Origin of the sequence: Nocardia sp. BMG111209, assembly GCF_000381925.1 — a bacterium.
In the GTDB taxonomy this organism is placed as follows: Bacteria; Actinomycetota; Actinomycetes; order Mycobacteriales; family Mycobacteriaceae; genus Nocardia.
On record NZ_KB907309.1, the window covers coordinates 1,486,780 to 1,504,086 of the forward strand.

Annotated in this window: 16 protein-coding genes and 1 tRNA gene; 14 read left to right on the forward strand and 3 right to left on the reverse strand. The window is 70.0% G+C overall.

Annotated elements, in window-relative coordinates; translation table 11 throughout:
- Positions 1-139 precede the first annotated feature (139 nt).
- The 6 genes from thiO to G361_RS0138010 all read left to right on the forward strand — a co-directional run bounded on the left by thiO (position 140) and on the right by G361_RS0138010 (position 5,511).
- The gene (gene thiO, locus G361_RS0137985; RefSeq protein WP_019932385.1) at positions 140-1,210 is read left to right on the forward strand and encodes a glycine oxidase ThiO; all 1,071 of its coding nucleotides are present in this window, start codon (positions 140-142) and stop codon (positions 1,208-1,210) included.
- Entirely contained in the window at positions 1,207-1,425 is a 219-nt protein-coding gene (thiS, locus tag G361_RS0137990) for a sulfur carrier protein ThiS (protein WP_019932386.1), read from the forward strand. The genes thiO and thiS overlap by 4 nt, the downstream gene beginning before the upstream one ends.
- A complete protein-coding gene (locus tag G361_RS0137995; RefSeq protein ID WP_019932387.1) occupies positions 1,418-2,191 on the forward strand; it encodes a thiazole synthase in 774 nt (257 codons plus the stop codon). The genes thiS and G361_RS0137995 overlap by 8 nt, the downstream gene beginning before the upstream one ends.
- Positions 2,192-2,533: 342 nt before the next feature.
- Positions 2,534-3,460, forward strand: coding sequence for an ATP-binding cassette domain-containing protein (locus tag G361_RS0138000; protein WP_026344004.1), 927 nt, complete (start codon positions 2,534-2,536; stop codon positions 3,458-3,460).
- Positions 3,457-4,269, forward strand: a complete 813-nt coding sequence (locus G361_RS0138005; protein WP_019932389.1) for an ABC transporter permease — start codon at positions 3,457-3,459, stop codon at positions 4,267-4,269. Before G361_RS0138000 ends, G361_RS0138005 begins: the two co-directional genes overlap by 4 nt.
- 207 nt (positions 4,270-4,476) lie before the next feature.
- Positions 4,477-5,511 carry an adenylate/guanylate cyclase domain-containing protein gene (locus tag G361_RS0138010; RefSeq protein WP_019932390.1) on the forward strand — a complete coding sequence of 345 codons (1,035 nt, stop codon included), beginning with the start codon at positions 4,477-4,479 and terminating at the stop codon, positions 5,509-5,511.
- Positions 5,512-5,555: 44 nt separating this feature from the next.
- On the opposite strand, the gene G361_RS0138015 is transcribed toward G361_RS0138010, so the two are convergent.
- Positions 5,556-6,230 (reverse strand): GntR family transcriptional regulator, encoded by a 675-nt coding sequence (locus G361_RS0138015; RefSeq protein ID WP_052172956.1) that lies wholly within the window; start codon positions 6,228-6,230, stop codon positions 5,556-5,558.
- Positions 6,231-6,313: 83 nt separating this feature from the next.
- On the reverse strand, positions 6,314-6,472 hold the full coding sequence (locus G361_RS50595) for a hypothetical protein (protein WP_196814727.1): 159 nt from the start codon (positions 6,470-6,472) through the stop codon (positions 6,314-6,316).
- 171 nt (positions 6,473-6,643) lie between these two features.
- On the opposite strand from G361_RS50595, the gene G361_RS0138025 reads away from it, so the two are divergent.
- The 8 genes from G361_RS0138025 (at position 6,644) to G361_RS0138060 (ending at position 15,959) form a co-directional block, all read left to right on the forward strand.
- Entirely contained in the window at positions 6,644-8,413 is a 1,770-nt protein-coding gene (locus tag G361_RS0138025; RefSeq protein WP_081635786.1) for an acyclic terpene utilization AtuA family protein, read from the forward strand.
- The gene (locus tag G361_RS0138030; RefSeq protein WP_019932394.1) at positions 8,410-9,558 is read left to right on the forward strand and encodes an acyl-CoA dehydrogenase family protein; all 1,149 of its coding nucleotides are present in this window, start codon (positions 8,410-8,412) and stop codon (positions 9,556-9,558) included. The genes G361_RS0138025 and G361_RS0138030 overlap by 4 nt, the downstream gene beginning before the upstream one ends.
- The gene (locus G361_RS0138035; protein WP_026344007.1) at positions 9,555-11,153 is read left to right on the forward strand and encodes an acyl-CoA carboxylase subunit beta; all 1,599 of its coding nucleotides are present in this window, start codon (positions 9,555-9,557) and stop codon (positions 11,151-11,153) included. The genes G361_RS0138030 and G361_RS0138035 overlap by 4 nt, the downstream gene beginning before the upstream one ends.
- Positions 11,154-11,161: 8 nt before the next feature.
- Positions 11,162-13,222 carry a biotin carboxylase N-terminal domain-containing protein gene (locus tag G361_RS0138040; protein ID WP_019932396.1) on the forward strand — a complete coding sequence of 687 codons (2,061 nt, stop codon included), beginning with the start codon at positions 11,162-11,164 and terminating at the stop codon, positions 13,220-13,222.
- A gap of 4 nt (positions 13,223-13,226) precedes the next feature.
- Positions 13,227-14,387 (forward strand): acyl-CoA dehydrogenase family protein, encoded by a 1,161-nt coding sequence (locus G361_RS0138045; RefSeq protein WP_019932397.1) that lies wholly within the window; start codon positions 13,227-13,229, stop codon positions 14,385-14,387.
- 9 nt (positions 14,388-14,396) lie between these two features.
- The gene (locus G361_RS0138050) at positions 14,397-15,185 is read left to right on the forward strand and encodes an enoyl-CoA hydratase family protein (protein WP_019932398.1); all 789 of its coding nucleotides are present in this window, start codon (positions 14,397-14,399) and stop codon (positions 15,183-15,185) included.
- Positions 15,186-15,191: 6 nt separating this feature from the next.
- The gene (locus G361_RS0138055) at positions 15,192-15,827 is read left to right on the forward strand and encodes a TetR/AcrR family transcriptional regulator (protein ID WP_019932399.1); all 636 of its coding nucleotides are present in this window, start codon (positions 15,192-15,194) and stop codon (positions 15,825-15,827) included.
- Positions 15,828-15,886: 59 nt separating this feature from the next.
- Positions 15,887-15,959, forward strand: a tRNA-Glu gene (locus G361_RS0138060).
- A gap of 1 nt (position 15,960) precedes the next feature.
- Here G361_RS0138060 and G361_RS0138065 read toward each other — a convergent pair.
- On the reverse strand, positions 15,961-17,202 hold the full coding sequence (locus G361_RS0138065; RefSeq protein WP_019932400.1) for a bifunctional glycosyltransferase family 2/GtrA family protein: 1,242 nt from the start codon (positions 17,200-17,202) through the stop codon (positions 15,961-15,963).
- Positions 17,203-17,307: the final 105 nt, after the last annotated feature.

The window sequence follows — 17,307 nt, forward strand, 5'->3', positions numbered from 1 at the left end:
AACTTGGTGGGTATCCCCGCTGCGATGGCGGCCGCGCGGTGGTACCCGACGTCCCTGTCCGTGAATCCGGCGTGGCCGGTGGCGAGAGCCATCGTGCCCGCGTGGACCGGCGCGGGACCGAGGCGAGGTGTGGAAGGTTATGCGAACTCTGGCCGTCGTGGGTGGGGGTGTCATCGGCTCGGCGGTGGCCTGGCGGGCCGCCGCGGCCGGCTGGTCGGTCACCCTCTTCGATCCGGCGGCCGGAACCGGGGCGTCCTGGGTGGCCGGCGGCATGCTGGCCCCGCTGTCGGAGGGCTGGCCCGGTGAAACCGAGGCGCTGCGATTCGGCGCCGCCGCCCTGTCCCGCTGGCCCGATCTGGCCGCCGAGCTCCGGCAGGCCACCGGCATAGATGTCCTGGTGGCCGCCGCCACCCTCACCGTCGCCCTGGACGCCGCCGACGCCGCCGACCTGCGCACGATCGCCGATTTCGTCGGCACCCAGGGCCACCACATGCAACTCCTGGATCGCGCCGGCGTGCGGGCCACGGAATCGACCCTCGCCCGCACCGTCCGAGCGGGCCTACTGGCCCCCGAACCCGCCGCGGACAACCGCCTACTCCTGCAGGCCCTGTCCCGAGCAGGCACAGCAGCAGGCGTACACCTGCGCCCCGAGACCGTGACCACCCTCGACGACCTCGACCACGATCGAGTGGTCCTCGCCCCTGGTGCCGCCGCAGCCCGATTGTGGCCACAACTCCCGATCCGCCCGGTGAAGGGCGAGATCCTCCGCCTGCACCACCGCCCCGGCACCCCCCCGCCACCACGCCACGTGGTGCGCGCCCGAGTACACGGCCGCAGCCTCTACCTGGTCCCCCGCGCAAATGGCCTGGTGGTCGGCGCAACCCAATACGAGGCCGGTTTCGACACCACGGTCACCGTCGCCGGCGTCCGCGACCTGATCGCCGACGCCGAAGCGGTCCTCCCCGGCATCGGCGAATACGAATTGGCCGAGGCCGCCGCCGGATCCCGCCCCTGCACCCCCGACAACCTGCCCCTGATCGGCGCACTCACCGACCGCGTGATCGTCGCCGCAGGCCACGGCCGCAACGGCATCCTGGGCATGCCGATCACCGCCGACGCCGTGCTGGCCCTACTGGCCGGCGACACCCTGCCCGAGGCGAAAGCCGCAGACCCCCACCGTTTTCCGCAGATATCAGGAGGTACCCGATGACGGCGACCCCGACACCCGTCGGCGTGACCGTGAACGGCGAGGACCACATGTTCGCCGAGCCGATCACCGTGCGTGAACTGGTCGAGCGACTCGGCCTGCCCGACCGCGGTATCGCGATCGCCGTCGACGGCGCGGTCTTCCCGAAGTCCCGCTGGGACGAGCCGCTCGGCCGCGGCTGGGAGATCGAGGTGCTCACGGCGGTGCAGGGTGGTTAGTACCGAACAGGCGACCGAACCCCTGCGCATCGCCGACCGCACCTTCGGCTCCCGCCTGATCATGGGCACCGGCGGCGCGGAGAACCTGGCCGTCCTGGAGGAAGCATTGGTGGCCTCCGGCACCGAACTGACCACGGTGGCGATGCGCCGAGTGGACGCCGCAGGCGGCACCGGCGTCCTGGACCTCCTGCGCCGCCTGCACATAGCCCCCCTCCCCAACACCGCAGGCTGCCGCACCGCCGAAGAGGCCGTCCTGACCGCGCAACTGGCCCGAGAGGCCCTCGAAACCGACTGGGTGAAGCTGGAGGTGGTAGCGGACGACCGCACCCTCCTCCCCGACGCCATCGAATTGGTAAGCGCCGCAGAACAACTGGTGGACGAAGGCTTCACAGTCCTCCCCTACACCACCGACGACCCGGCCTTGGCCCGCCGCCTGGAAGACATAGGCTGCGCCGCAGTAATGCCCCTGGGCTCCCCCATAGGTACCGGCCTGGGCATAAGCAACCCCCACAACATCGAAATGATCGTGGCCACCGCCACCGTCCCGGTAATTCTGGACGCCGGCATAGGTACGGCCAGCGACGCCGCCCTGGCGATGGAATTGGGTTGCTCCGCAGTCCTACTGGCAACAGCGGTGACCAGAGCCCGAGACCCCCGCCGCATGGCAGCCGCCATGGCCGCAGCAGTGGAAGCCGGCCACCTGGCCCGCCACGCCGGCCGCATCCCCAAACGCTTCTGGGCCCAAGCAAGCTCCCCAACCCGCTGACCCCGAGAACACGAGTGATGTACAGCCTCAAAACTTTTCAAAGGTGTGCTGCGCCCCACCCCCGCAAGCCCTAGGCTACTGACCGACCAGCCCGAACCGAACAACGCTCAACCAGCGAACCCCGCAATCCCTGTGCAGCGAAAGGGTATGCCCGAGGTGTTCTCGGCCCGCCTCGATTCTGGACTGACGGAGCGAGGGAGCGCAGCGACTGAGCGGAGGAGGGAAGAATCGAGGCCCGAAGGGCCGAGAACCCGCCGGAGCGAAGCGGAGGCCAAAAATACATTCCCGCCAAAACGATAAACCTCGACACCAGATCCAGAGCGAAGGGGAGGCGAGATCACATTGATCGAAGTCGCAGGACTGACAAAAAGATTCGGCGCGACACTCGCGGTAGACAACCTGTCATTCACCGTCCGCCCCGGCCAGGTTACCGGCTTCCTGGGCCCGAACGGCGCTGGCAAAACCACCACCATGCGCATGCTCCTGGACCTGGACACCCCCACCGCAGGCACAGCCCTGATCCAAGGAAAACCCTACAAAGACCTCCCCCACCCCCTCACCACGGTAGGCGCCCTCCTGGACGCGAAATGGGTCCACCCCAACAGATCCGCCCGCTCCCACCTCCGCTGGCTGGCAGCCTCCAACAACATCCCCGCAACCCGAGTGGACGAGGTCCTCCGCACCGTAGGCCTCACCGAAGTAGCCGGAAAACCGGCAGGCGGCTTCTCCCTCGGCATGTCCCAACGCCTAGGCCTGGCAGGCGCCCTCCTCGGCAACCCCCCCGTCCTACTCTTCGACGAACCCCTCAACGGCCTCGACCCCGAGGGTATCCACTGGATGCGCCGCTTCATGCAGGCCCTGGCCGCGGAAGGCCGCACGGTCCTGGTATCCAGCCACCTCCTCTCGGAGATGGAACACACCGCCGAACGCCTGATAGTCATCGGCCTCGGCAAACTGATAGCCGACACCAGCACCACCGAATTCATCGAACGTTCGTCGGAAGCCACTGTGCGAGTACGCAGCCCGCAACTGGACAAACTGCGCGACCTCCTCACCCCGAAATACAAACTGCGCGAGGAATCCAACGCCCTACTGGTCACCGGAGCCACCGGCGAGGCGATCGGCGAACTCGCCGCCGAACACAGCATCACCCTGTACGAGCTTGCCCCACAACGAGCTTCGCTGGAGGAAGCGTTCATGCGAATGACCGGCGGCGCCGTCCAATACCATGCCGCGGGCTTCCCCGAGGTCATGGGAGGCGCACTGTGACAAGCATTCTGACCTCCGAGCGCATCAAACTCACCTCCACCCGCTCCCCACTGTGGTGCGCGGTCCTGATGGTGGTGACCGCACTGGCCCTGACCGCCCTGTTCGGCCTGCTGGCGAATTTCGCCTTCCGCACCTACACGACCAACGCGACCCACGGCCACATCAACGCCGATCCGCCGTATCTGCACAACGACGCGGCCGCACTGGGCATCATGGGCGCCCCGCCGATCATCCCGGGCTTCGGCTACATCCTGGTGATGATCGTCGCCGCACTGGCCGTGACCAGCGAATACCGCTTCGGCACCATCAAGGCCACCTTCCTGGCCACCCCGAACCGCGCACTGGTGCTGACCGCGAAGGCAGCCGTCGTGGCGATCGGCGCCGCGGTGCTGTCCGCGGTACTGACCTTCGTGAGTTTCGGCATCCTGGTCGCGATCGTGGACCCCGAGCCCGCGCGCTTCCTCGGACTCGGCCACGACCAGCGGGTCTTCTACGGCGTCCCGATCTTCGTGGCCCTGGTGGTATTCCTGTCGGTCGCCGTGGGCACCCTGCTGCGCCAGTCGGCGGGCGCCCTGTCGCTGCTGATCGTGTGGCCGCTGCTGGTCGAGCCGATCATTCAGGCCTTCGGCAGCTGGGGCCGCGAGATCGAGGTTTTCATGCCGTTCGAGAATGCGCTGCGATTCCTCGGTTTCACCGGCGGCGACCTGCCGTGGCACTGGAATCAGTGGTGCTGCCTACTGTATTTCGCCGCATTCGTCGCAATCGTCTGGGCCGCCGCGATGTACGTGGTCCGGCGGCGTGACGCATGACACGGCGGTGATCTCGAAGCGGAAACCTCCCGGTTAACTCTGGCCGCGCGCCTCGATCCGGCATCGGCCCGCCGGTAACGTCGACAGGTACCAACACTCGTCCATCGGCGGACCCACTGCTGTGCCCGCTCCGGCCGATAGAGAGGTGGTGGCATGACGACCATCGACCGGGCGACTACGCCCGCACCGCTGGGTTACCCTCGAGGCGTGAGCGAGACACCCGCCGACGACACTGCGCCCTCGGACGTCGTGATACCGCTCACGCCGGCCGAGCCCGAGGCGGAAGCCGAACTACCCGAGGACGTTTCGGGCCCCGCGGAGCCGGTGGCGACTGTCGGCGAGGAGCCGGTGGCGACCGAGGAAACGACCACCGACAACCCGGAAGCACCCACCGGCCGCCCGAAACGCCCGGTCCGCCTGGGTGCGGGCCAACTGTCCGCGCTGATGTCGGCGGCCACCCAGCTGTCCGCGGCCAATCAGCGCCCCACTGTGATCGGCGCCATCCGCAAGGCGCGGGAGAGCCTGCCCGGCGATCCGGCCTTCGGCGATCCGCTGTCGGTATCCGGCCCCGGCGGCCCGCGTGCGGTGGCCCGCGCGGCCGATCGGCTCACCGGTGACACCCCGAGCGCGGCCCGCGAGATCGGCCTCGGCGCCCTCCAGGTCTGGCAGGCCATGCTCGAACGGACCGGCCGCGGCCGTGGCGGCCGCCGGGTCACCGTGTTGTTCACCGATCTGGTCGCCTTCTCCCGCTGGTCGCTGACCGCCGGTGACGAAACCACCCTGACGCTGCTGCGCGAGGTGGCGAAGGCCATCGAACCGCCCATCGTGGAGCGCGGCGGCCAGGTGGTGAAGCGGATGGGCGACGGTGTGATGGCGGTGTTCGCCTCGCCGGACCGGGCCGTCGACGCGGTCGTGGCGGCCCGGCGGAATCTGGCGCAGGTGCGCGTGCAGGGCTATCGCCCGCAGATGCGGGCGGGCCTGCACACCGGCACCCCCCGCGAGATCGGCGGCGACTGGCTCGGTGTCGATGTGACGGTCGCGGCCCGGGTCATGGAGGCCGGCGGCAACGGCAACACCATGCTGTCGTCGGCGACGCTGGAGGAGTTGCAACCGGACACCCTGGAACGGCTGGGCCTCACCGTGAAGCCTTATCGCCGAAGCATTTTCGCGGCCCCGCTGTCCGGCGTCCCGGAGGATCTGCGCATCTACCGGCTGGACGGGGCCCCGCGCGCGGACCGTTAGCTGCGCCCGGCCCGGAAGGCGTTGTACGGCAAGGACATCGGTAGTCAGCCGCGCTGCACCCGGTGCAGCGCGTCGATCACACTCACCAGATGCGCCGAGGCCGCACGCCGCGCGCCCTCGGGATCGTGCCCGCAGACGGCATCGATGATCGCCAGATGCTCCGGCAGCGACACCGACGGCCGCCCCGGTTGCAGGGCGAGCCGGAACTGGTGCCGGACCAGTTGCGCGCGCAGCCGCTCCAGCACGCGAGCGGCGGTGCCCTGCCCGCTGATCTCGCGGATCCGGCGGTGCAACCGCTGGTTGAGTTCGGAATACCCGGTGAGATCGCCCTCGGCGACGGCCGTCCGCATCGACTCCCCGAGTTCCCGCAGCTCGGCGGCCTGTTCCGGGGTGATCCGCGCGGCGGCCTTCGCGGCGCACAGCGACTCCAGCGCCATCCGCACCTCGTAGATCTCGACGGCCTCCTCCAGCGACACCGCCCGGACCCGGGCGCCGCGGTTGGCGACGCGTTCCACCAGGCCCTCGTTGGTGAGTTCCAGCAGCGCGGCCCGCACCGCGGCGCGGCCGGCGTCGAACCGCTCGGACAGATCCGCCTCGACCAGCCGCTGATCGGCCACGAACTCCCCGTGCAGGATCGACTCGCGGATGGCCTCGACCAGACCCTGATGGGTCGTCTGCGAGGTCGCCGCCGGAAGTGGTGTTGCCGGATCCACAGTCATCCCGTCGCCCGTGTGCTCGTCGCTGGTGGCGGGCGCCCGCGGCCCGCTCCGCGATGGTAGCGCCGGGCCGCGGCCCGCCGCCGTCACGACGTCAGCCAGATGATCCCGCCGGCCGCGGCGAGTACCGCGCAGACCGCGAGGGCGACGGCGAGCGGGCGGGTGGTCTTCCACAGCGTGTAGGCGCCGCCGAGCAGGAATCCGGCCAGGGCGATGAGCAGCAGGGCGATCACGGAGTGGGACACCCGGCCATTGTGCCGGTGCGCCGGGATCCGGCTGCACAGGCCCCGCGCTCGGGCCCGTGATCAGGCATTTCCCGAAATAAAAATCACGCAGGCTTGCTTTTTTAGGGGGAGAATGTGAGGCTGATCGGGTGCGGCGGCCAGGCCGTGCGGGCAGGACAGGGAGGCGTGCTGATGAGCGATGCGGCCGTCGAAGGGGCATCGCCCCCGGCAGCGGTACCGGCCCCGGCGGGGGAGGTGCTCCGGATCGGCAACTGTTCCGGGTTCTACGGCGATCGCTTCGCCGCGATGCGGGAGATGCTCACCGACGGCCCGCTGGACGTCCTCACCGGCGACTATCTCGCCGAGTTGACCATGCTGATCCTGGGCCGCGACCGGATGAAGGACGCCTCGCTCGGCTACGCGAAGACCTTCGTCCGGCAGTTGGAGCAGTGCCTGGCGCTGGCGCTCGAGCGCGGCGTGCGGATCGTGACCAATGCCGGCGGCCTGAATCCGGCCGGGCTGGCGCAGCGGATCCGCGAGGTCGCCGCGGCGGCCGGTCTGGACGTGCGGGTCGCGCACGTCGAGGGCGACGATCTGCTGCCGCGGGCCGCGGAACTCGGCCTCGGCGCCCCGCTCACCGCCAACGCCTACCTCGGCGCCTGGGGTATCGCCGAATGTCTCACCGCCGGAGCCGATGTCGTGGTCACCGGCCGGGTCACCGACGCCTCACTGGTGGTCGGGCCCGCCGCCGCCCACTTCGGCTGGGGGCGTGCGGATTTCGACGCGCTCGCGGGTGCGGTGGTGGCCGGGCACGTGATCGAGTGCGGAACCCAGGCCACCGGCGGCAATTTCGCGTTCTTCACCGAGATCGCCGATCTCGGCCGCCCCGGATTCCCGATCGCGGAGCTGTACCCCGACGGCAGCTCCGTGATCACCAAACATCCCGGCACCGGCGGTGTGGTCACCGTCGATACCGTTGCCGCCCAGCTGATGTACGAGATCCAGGGCGCGCGCTACGCGGGCCCGGACGTCACCACCCGGCTGGACAGCATCCGGCTGCGCCCGCAGGGCCCGGATCGGGTCCTGATCAGCGGCGTCACCGGCGAGGCCCCGCCGCCGCGACTCAAGGTGTCGCTCAACACCCTCGGCGGCTTCCGCAACGAGATGACCTTCGTCCTCACCGGACTCGACATCGAGGCGAAAGCGCAACTGGCGCAACGGCAACTGGAGTCCGAGCTGCCGGCCCGGCCCGCGGAACTGGAGTGGACGCTCAGCCGCCTGGACCGCCCGGACGCCGATACCGAGGAGCGGGCCAGCGCATTGCTGCGCTGCGTCGCCCGCGACCCGGATCCCAAGGTGGTGGGCCGCAGATTCTCCAATACCGCGGTCGAATTGGCGCTGGGCAGCTATCCCGGCTGCACGCTCACCTCGCCCCCCGGCGACGGCTCGCCCTACGGGGTGTTCACCGCCGGTTACGTCGACGCCGCGGCGGCGGCGCACACCGCGGTACTACCGGACGGCACACGGCAGGCGATCGCCCCGGCCGTGACCACCACCGAACTCGCCGAGGTCGCCGAACCGACACTGCCGCAACCACTCCCGGCCGGACCGGCCCGGCGAGTGCCGCTGGGCACCATCGCGGCGGCGCGTAGCGGGGACAAGGGCGGCAACGCCAATATCGGCGTGTGGGTGCGCACCGACGAGCAGTGGCGCTGGCTGGTGCACGCGCTGACCGTCGACGAGGTGCGAGTGCTGCTGCCGGAGACAGCGAAACTGCCGATCACCCGGCACGTCCTGCCCAATCTGCGGGCACTGAACTTCGTGATCGAGGGCCTGCTCGGCCAGGGTGTGGCCTACAACGCGCGCTTCGATCCGCAGGCCAAGGGGCTCGGCGAATGGCTGCGCTCCCGGCACGTGGACGTCCCGGTCGGCCTGCTCGCGCCGGAACGGGGGCGGTCGTGACGGTCTGGGACACCCCCGAACGGCGCGAATTGCGCGCCACGGTGCGCGGTTTCGTCGAACGCGAGATCCTGCCCGACCTGGACGACTGGGAGCGCGCCGGCGCCATCCCGCGCGAATTGCACCGGGCGGCAGGCGAACTCGGCCTGCTCGGGATCGGATTCCCGGAGGCCGCCGGCGGTTCCGGCGGCGACCCGATCGATGCGACGGTGGTCTGCGAGGAGATGCACTACGCCGGTGTCTCCGGCGGCCTGTGGGCCTCGCTGTTCACCTGCGGTATCGCGGTGCCGCACCTGATCCGGGCGGGCGATCCGGACCAGATCGAGCGCTGGGTGCGGCCCACGCTGGCGGGTGCGAAGATCGGCTCGCTGGCCATCACCGAGCCCGGCGGCGGTTCCGATGTCGGGCATCTCACCACCGCAGCCGTGCGCGACGGCGACCATTTCATCGTGAACGGCGCCAAGACCTTCATCACCTCCGGCACCCGCGCCGATTTCGTGGTGACCGCCGTGCGCACCGGCGGCCCCGGCGCGGCCGGGGTGTCGCTGCTGGTGGTGGAGGCGGGCACGCCCGGTTTCACCGTCGGCCGCAAGCTGGAGAAGATGGGCTGGCTGGCCTCCGACACCGCGGAACTGTCCTATGTGGACGTCCGGGTACCCGCGGCCAATCTGGTCGGCGCCGAGAACAGCGGATTCGCCCAGATCGCCACGGCGTTCGTCAGCGAGCGGGTCGGGCTGGCCGCACAGGCCTACGCCCAGGCGCAGCGCTGCCTCGACCTGACCGTGCGCTGGTGCCGCGAGCGCGAGACCTTCGGCCGTCTGCTGATCGGCCGGCAGTCGGTGCAGAACACGCTGGCCGAGATGGCCCGCCGCATCGATGTCGCCCGGGTCTACACCCGGCACGTGGCCGAACGCGCCGCCGCCGGGGAGACGGATCTGATCGCCGAGGTCTGCTTCGCCAAGAATACGGCGGTCGAGGCCGGCGAATGGGTCGCCAACCAGGCCGTACAGCTGTTCGGCGGCCTCGGCTACATGCGCGAATCCGAGGTGGAGCGGCAGTACCGCGATATGCGCATCCTCGGTATCGGCGGTGGTACCACGGAGATTCTGACCGCTCTGGCGGCAAAACGATTGGGGTTCCAGTCTTGAGCATCTTGCGGACATCGGTAGACCCGGCGTCGGCCGACTACGAAGCGGCGGCGACGGCCATGCGGGCCAAGCTGACCGAGATCGAGGGCGAATTCGCCAAGGCCGTCGCCGGCGGCGGCCCGGACAAGCTGGCGCGGCATCGCAAGCGCGGCAAGCTGACCGCGCGCGAGCGCATCGAACTGCTGCTCGACGAGGATTCACCGTTCCTGGAGCTGTGCCCGCTCGCGGCCTGGGGCAGCGAATTCCAGGTGGGTGCCAGCGTGATCGCCGGCATCGGCATCGTCGAGGGCGTCGAATGTATGGTCATCGCCTCGGACCCGACCGTGCGCGGCGGTACCACCAATCCGTGGTCGCTACGGAAGACGTTGCGCTGCAACGATATCGCCCTGGAGAACCGGCTGCCGATCATCGGCCTGGTGGAATCCGGCGGCGCGGACCTGCCCACGCAGAAGGAGGTCTTCGTGCCGGGCGGCCGCGGCTTCCGCGACCTCACCCGCGCCTCGGCGGCCGGAATTCCCACCATCGCACTGGTTTTCGGTAACTCGACGGCCGGCGGCGCCTACATCCCCGGCATGTCCGACTACACGGTGATGATCAAGGACCGCTCCAAGGTGTTCCTCGGCGGCCCGCCGCTGGTGAAGATGGCCACCGGTGAGGAGTCCGACGACGAATCCCTCGGCGGCGCCGAGATGCACGCCCGCACTTCCGGTCTGGCCGACTATCTCGCCGCCGACGAGCAGGACGCCATCCGGCTCGGCCGGTCCATCGTGCGCCGGCTGAACTGGCACAAGGCGGGCCCGGCGCCGCGCACGCGGATCCGCGAGCCGCGCTACGACCAGGCGGAACTGCTCGGCATCGTGCCCGGCGATCTGAAGATCCCGTTCGATCCGCGCGAGGTGATCGCCCGGATCGTCGACGACTCCGATTTCGACGAGTTCAAGCCGCTGTACGGGTCCAGCCTGGTCACCGGCTGGGCGGAACTGCACGGCTATCCGGTCGGCATCCTGGCGAACGCGCGCGGCGTGCTGTTCTCCGAGGAGGCGCAGAAGGCCGCGCAGTTCATCCAGCTGGCCAACCGGTCGAACACACCACTGTTGTTCCTGCACAACACCACCGGCTACATGGTCGGCAAGGAGTACGAGCAGAAGGGCATCATCAAACACGGCGCGATGATGATCAACGCGGTATCCAATTCGAAGGTGCCGCACATCTCGGTGCTGATGGGCGCCTCCTACGGCGCCGGGCACTACGGCATGTGCGGCCGTGCCTACGATCCGCGCTTCGTCTTCGCCTGGCCCAGCGCCAAATCCGCGGTGATGGGCGGCGCTCAGCTGGCCGGCGTGATCTCGATCGTCGGCCGGGCCGCCACCGAGGCCCGCGGCGTGCCGTTCGACGAGGCCGCCGACGCCCAGCTGCGGGCCGCGATCGAGGCGCAGATCGAGGCCGAATCGCTGCCGATGTTCATGTCCGGCCGCCTCTACGACGACGGCGTCATCGACCCGCGCGATACCCGCACGGTATTGGGAATGGCGCTGTCCGCCATCCACAATGCCCCGATCGAGGGCGCCGCGGGCTTCGGCGTCTTCCGGATGTGAGGCCCCCGATGAGCGAATTCGACAGCGCGGCAACGACGATCACCTCCGTCCTGGTCGCCAACCGCGGCGAGATCGCCCGGCGGGTGTTCGCCACCTGCCGCCGGATGGGCCTGGGCACCGTCGCGGTGTACTCGGACGCCGACGCCGCGGCACCGCACGTCGGCGAGGCCGACGCGGCGATCCGGCTCCCCGGCAACACCGCCGCCGAGACCTATCTGCGCGGCGACCTGATCGTCGCGGCCGCGCTCGCCGCGGGTGCGGACGCGATCCATCCCGGCTACGGATTTCTCTCCGAGAACGCCGAATTCGCGCGCGCGGTGCTCGCCGCCGGGCTGGTGTGGATCGGCCCGCCGGTGGCCGCGATCGAGCAGATGGGCTCCAAGGTCGAATCCAAGAAGATGATGGACGCCGCCGGGGTTCCCGTCCTGCGCGAACTGGACCCGGCCGAGGTCACCGCGGCCGAACTGCCGGTGCTGATCAAGGCGTCCGCGGGCGGCGGTGGCCGCGGTATGCGCGTGGTCCGCGAACTCGCCGAACTGCCCGCCCAGCTGGCAGCCGCACGGCGCGAGGCGGAATCGGCCTTCGGCGATCCCACCGTCTTCTGCGAGCGCTACCTGGAGACCGGCCGCCACATCGAGGTCCAGGTGATGGCCGACGCGCACGGCACCGTCTGGGCGGTCGGCGAACGCGAATGCTCGATCCAGCGCCGGCACCAGAAGGTGGTGGAGGAGGCCCCCTCGCCACTGGTGGAGCGGATCGACGGCGCACGCGATCAGGGCTCGAAAGAGCCGACCATGCGGGGGCGGCTGTTCCACGCCGCGCGGCTGGCGACCGAGGCCATCGGCTATCGGGGTGCGGGTACCGTCGAATTCCTCGCCGACGAGCGCGGCGACTTCTTCTTCCTGGAGATGAACACCCGTCTGCAGGTGGAACATCCGGTCACCGAGTGCACCACCGGGCTGGATCTGGTCCGGACACAGATCCGGGTGGCGCAGGGCCACCGGCTGCCCGCCGAACCGCCGCCGCTGCGCGGCCATTCGATCGAGGTGCGCCTGTACGCCGAGGATCCGGCGCAGGACTGGCAGCCGCAGAGCGGGGTCGTCCACCACGTCGACTTCGGCCCGGGGACAACCGAATTCGCCGTCCTGTCGGAGACCGGCGTGCGAGTGGACTCGGGGGTGGTGCCCGGTTCCGTGGTCGGCGTGCACTACGACCCGATGCTGGCGAAGGTCATCTCCTACGCCGACACCCGCGACGAGGCCGCACATCTGCTCGCGACCACGTTGCAGCGGGCCAGGATCCACGGCCTGGTCACCAATCGCGATCTGCTGGTGCGGGTGCTGCGCCATCCGGCCTTCCTCGCCGGGGACACCGATACCGCCTTCTTCGCCACGCACGGCCTGGAAACGCTGGCCGCGCCGCTGATCTCGGAATCCGGCGAGGCGCTGTCCGCCGTGGCGGCCGCGCTGGCCGAGGCGGCCGCCAACCGCGCCGCGGCCGGCGTCGGCGGCGGATTGCCCAGCGGCTGGCGCAATCTGCCGTCCGATCCGCAGCGCAAGACCTACGAGAGCCGCACCACCGGCACCCACGAGATCCGGTACCGGTTCACCCGGCCGGGTGTCGCGGTGGACGGGCACGCGGGCCTGACCGCGGCCGAGATCACCCCGCGGTCGGTCACCCTGCTGGTGCCCGGCGACCGCGGCCCCGTGCGCCGCCGCTTCGACGTGGCCCGCTACGGCGACGCGATCGCGGTGGACTCGCCGCTGGGCCCGGTCGCGCTGCGCCGGCTGCCCCGCTTCACCGACCCCGCCGATCAGGTGGCGGCCGGATCGCTCCTGGCGCCCATGCCCGGCACCGTGATCCGCCTCGGCGCCGAGCCGGGTAGCGCGGTCACCAAGGGACAGCCGCTGTTGTGGCTGGAGGCGATGAAGATGGAGCACACCATCGCCGCCCCCGCCGACGGCGTACTCACCGAACTGAATGTGACCGTGGGACAACAGGTCGAGGTCGGCGCCGTGCTGGCCGTCGTCACCGATGATTCCGACACCACCACCGAGACGCAGGAGTAGCGCGATGAGCTTCCTCGAGACCGACGAACAGAAACAGCTGCGCGCCGCCGTCACCGGGCTCGCGGCCAAGTACAACTACCGCGACTACGCCGCCGCGAAATCCCGCGCGAACCAGCCGCTGGACGAATTGTGGTCGGCGGCGGGCGAACTCGGCTTCATCGGGGTGAATCTGCCCGAGGAGTACGGCGGCGGCGGGGCCGGTATCTACGAACTGGCGCTGGTGCAGGAGGAGTTGTCGGCCCAGGGCGCCGGTCTGCTGCTGCTGGTGGTGTCGCCGGCCATCTGCGGCACCATCATCGCCAAATACGGTACCGACGAGCAGAAGCGGGCGTGGCTGCCGCGCATCGCCGACGGCAGCGCGAAGATGGCCTTCGGCATCACCGAACCCGACGCCGGATCCAACTCGCACCGGATCACCACCACCGCCCGCCGCGACGGCGGCGACTGGATCCTCAACGGCCGCAAGGTGTTCATCTCCGGAGTGGACCAGGCGGAGGCGGTGCTGATCGTCGCCCGCACCGAGGACGCCAAGACCGGCAAGCTGCAGCCGGCGCTGTTCATCGTGCCCACCGACACCCCGGGATTCGAGAAGACCCGGCAGGAGATGGACATCATCGAGCCGGACAACCAGTTCACGTTGTTCCTCGACGATGTCCGGGTGCCGTCCACGGCCCTGGTCGGCCGCGAGGACGCGGCGCTGGCCCAGCTGTTCGCGGGCCTCAACCCGGAGCGGATCATGGGCGCCGCGATGGCGCTCGGCATCGGCCGCTACGCGCTGGACCGGGCCGTCGAATATGCCCGGGAGCGGCAGGTGTGGAAGACGCCGATCGGTGCGCACCAGGGCATCGCGCATCCGCTGGCCCAGGTGAAGATCGAACTCGAGCTGGCCAGGGTGATGATGCAGAAGGCCGCCGTCCTCTACGACGCGGGCGACGACTTCGGCGCCGCCGAGGCCGCGAACATGGCGAAATACGCTGCGGCCGAGGCCAGTATCAAGGCGCTCGACCAGGCCATCCAGACCCACGGCGGCTCCGGCCTGACCCGGGACGTCGGCCTGGCCGCGATGCTCGCCGCCGCGCGCATCGCCCGGGTGGCCCCGGTCAGCCGCGAGATGATCCTCAACTTCGTCGCCCAGCACTCGCTGGGCCTGCCCCGGTCCTACTAGGAGCGCGCGATGAGCGAAACCGACAGCGGCGCAACGCCGGTGGTGCGCTACGAGGTGCGGGACGGCTTCGCCGTCCTGACCCTGGACTGCCCGCACAACCGCAACGCGCTGTCGTCGCGGCTGGTGACCGAACTGCTCGACGGGCTGGCGCGGGCCGGCGCCGATCCGGCGGTGCGCGCGGTGGTGCTGACCCACACCGGCAACACCTTCTGCGCCGGCGCGGATCTGAAGGAGGCGCTGGACGCCGATCCCGCGGCGGCCGCCGACGTACGCACCCGGTGGGGCGTCGCGATCCTGCGCGCGGTGCTGGAACTGCCCAAACCCGTTGTCGCCCAGGTGAACGGCCACGTCCGCGCGGGCGGTATGGGTATCGTCGCGGCCTGCGACATCGCGGTCGCGGGCCCGGACAGCACCTTCGCGCTCACCGAGGCGCGACTGGGTCTGGCGCCGTTCGTCATCTCGCTGACCCTGCTGCCGCGGCTGACCCCGCGCGCGGCCGCGCGGTACTTCCAGACCGGCGAGACCTTCGACGCCGCCGCCGCCGAACGGGCCGGGCTGATCACCGTCGCCGCGGCCGACCCCGCCGCCGAGGTGGCCGCGCTGCGGGAACAGCTGCGGCTGGCCTCGCCGCAGGGCCTGGCCGAGAGCAAGCGGCTCGTCACCGCGCCGCTGCTGGCCGAATTCGACCGCTCCGCGGACGAGCTGGCGAAACGGTCCGGCGCCTGCTTCGGCACCCCCGACGTGATCGAGGGTATGACGGCCTTCCTGCAGCGGCGCACCCCGAACTGGGCAGAATAGATCGCCATGGTCGCGCCCCGGGAACCCCACGAACCCAAACAGGACCGCAGCCGGGCCACCCGGCAGCGGCTGCTGGAGGCCACCATCGACTGCCTGGCCGAACTGGGCTGGGCGGCGGCGACCGTCGCCGTGGTCGCCGAGCGGGCCGGGGTGTCGCGGGGCGCGGCGCAGCATCACTTCCCGACCCGGGAGGACCTCATCACCGCGGCGCTCGAGTACATGTTCGACACCCGCATGATGTCGTCCCGGGCCGAGTCGGCGATGCTCAGCGCGATCGCCGAGGGCGCGGATCGCACCCGGGCGGTGGTGATCTCGCTGGTCGAGTCCTACACCAGCACGATTTTCAAAGCGGCACTTCAGGTCTGGACGCACGCCGCGGCCGATCCGGCGCTGCGCGAGCGGATCGTGCCGCTGGAGGCGCACTTCGGCCGGGTCTCGCATCGGATGGCGGTCGAGGCGCTCGGCGTCGACGACTCCGATCCGGTCACCCATCATCTGGTCCAGGCGACCCTGGACCTGGCCCGCGGACTGGGCCTCGCCGATGTGCTGACCGACGACTCCACCCGCCGCAAGGCCATCGTGGCGCAGTGGGCGACCACCCTGCACGAGGCCCTGCGGGCCCGGCCCGGACCACCGCGGTGACCGTGATCACCCGATTTGGTTCACCGGTGCCGGGCCGTTAAGCTGGGCGAGCGGTTCAGGGTCCCGTCGTCTAGCGGCCTAGGACGCCGCCCTCTCAAGGCGGTAGCGCGGGTTCAAATCCCGTCGGGACTACTCACATCACAGGGCTTTTCGAGCCCTGCACCGCATTCCGGAACACCCAGCGCAGCCCGATGAATCGGGTCAGCGTCGCCACCAGGTTGGCCACCACCAGGACGAACAATTCCAGGTGGACCGCCGCGTCCGGCGCCCAGCGATGCAGCGCGAACAGCGAGCCGCTGGTCAGCACCCAGGCGAAGACGAAGATCAGCAGTCCCTGGAAGTGCTGCGACACCAGCCGCGAGGATCCCCGCACCCCGAACGTGAACGCCCGGTTCGCGGCGGTATTGCCGACCGCCGTGATCAGCAGGGCCAGGAAATTCGCGACCTGCGCGCCGGCCGCCGCCTGGAACAGCACGTACAGGAGGGCATAGGCGACCGTCGAGACCGCGCCGATGATGCCGAAGCGCACCAACTGCCCGACCATCCCCAGCGGCACCCCGTCGACCAGCGGCTCCCGCCCGATCGCCACGCGTAATTCGTTGATGGGCAGCGTGCCCGTGGTCAGCCCCCGGCCGACCCGCCAGACCCCGAGCAGGTCCTTGCGAGCGGTATCGATGATGTCCACCCGCGAATCCGGATCATCGATCCAATCCACCGGGACCTCGTGGATCCGCAGCCCGGACCGCTCGGCCAGCACCAGCAACTCGGTGTCGAAGAACCACTCCCCGTCCTCGACCAACGGCAACAACTTCCGCGCCACCTCGGTCCGCATCGCCTTGAACCCGCACTGCGCATCCGAGAACCGCGCCTGCAACGACGCCTTCAGAATCAGGTTGTAGCACCGGGAAATGAACTCCCGCTTCGGCCCTCGCACCACCCGCGAAGACCGCGACAACCGGGTACCGATCGCCAGATCCGAATGCCCCGACACCAGCGGCGCCACCAACGGCAGCAACGCGTTCAGATCCGTCGACAGATCCACATCCATATAGGACACGACCTCGGCATCGGAGGCCTCCCACACCGCGCGCAGGGCCCGGCCCCGGCCCTTGCGGTCGAGGTGCACCACGCGGACCCCGTCCAGCTCCGCCGCCAGCCGCCGCGCGACCTCGAGGGTGGCGTCGGTCGACGCGTTGTCGGCGATCGTGATCCGGGCCGTGAACGGGAAACCGCCACGCAGGTGAGCGGACAATCGCCGCACACAGTCGTCCAGCGTGTGTTCCTCGTTGTAGACGGGAATGACCACATCCAGGATCGGGGTCTGCACCGGCTCGGGAGTGGTCGTGGCCTGCACCGCTGTGGCTGTGTCGGTCATGTCACCAACGTTCGATCATGTCACTGAACCAGCGCTGCGGCACAGCTGGGAATTTCCTGGGAAACATACTGGTCACGATGCCGAAACGACCCCGATTGTGCAGTT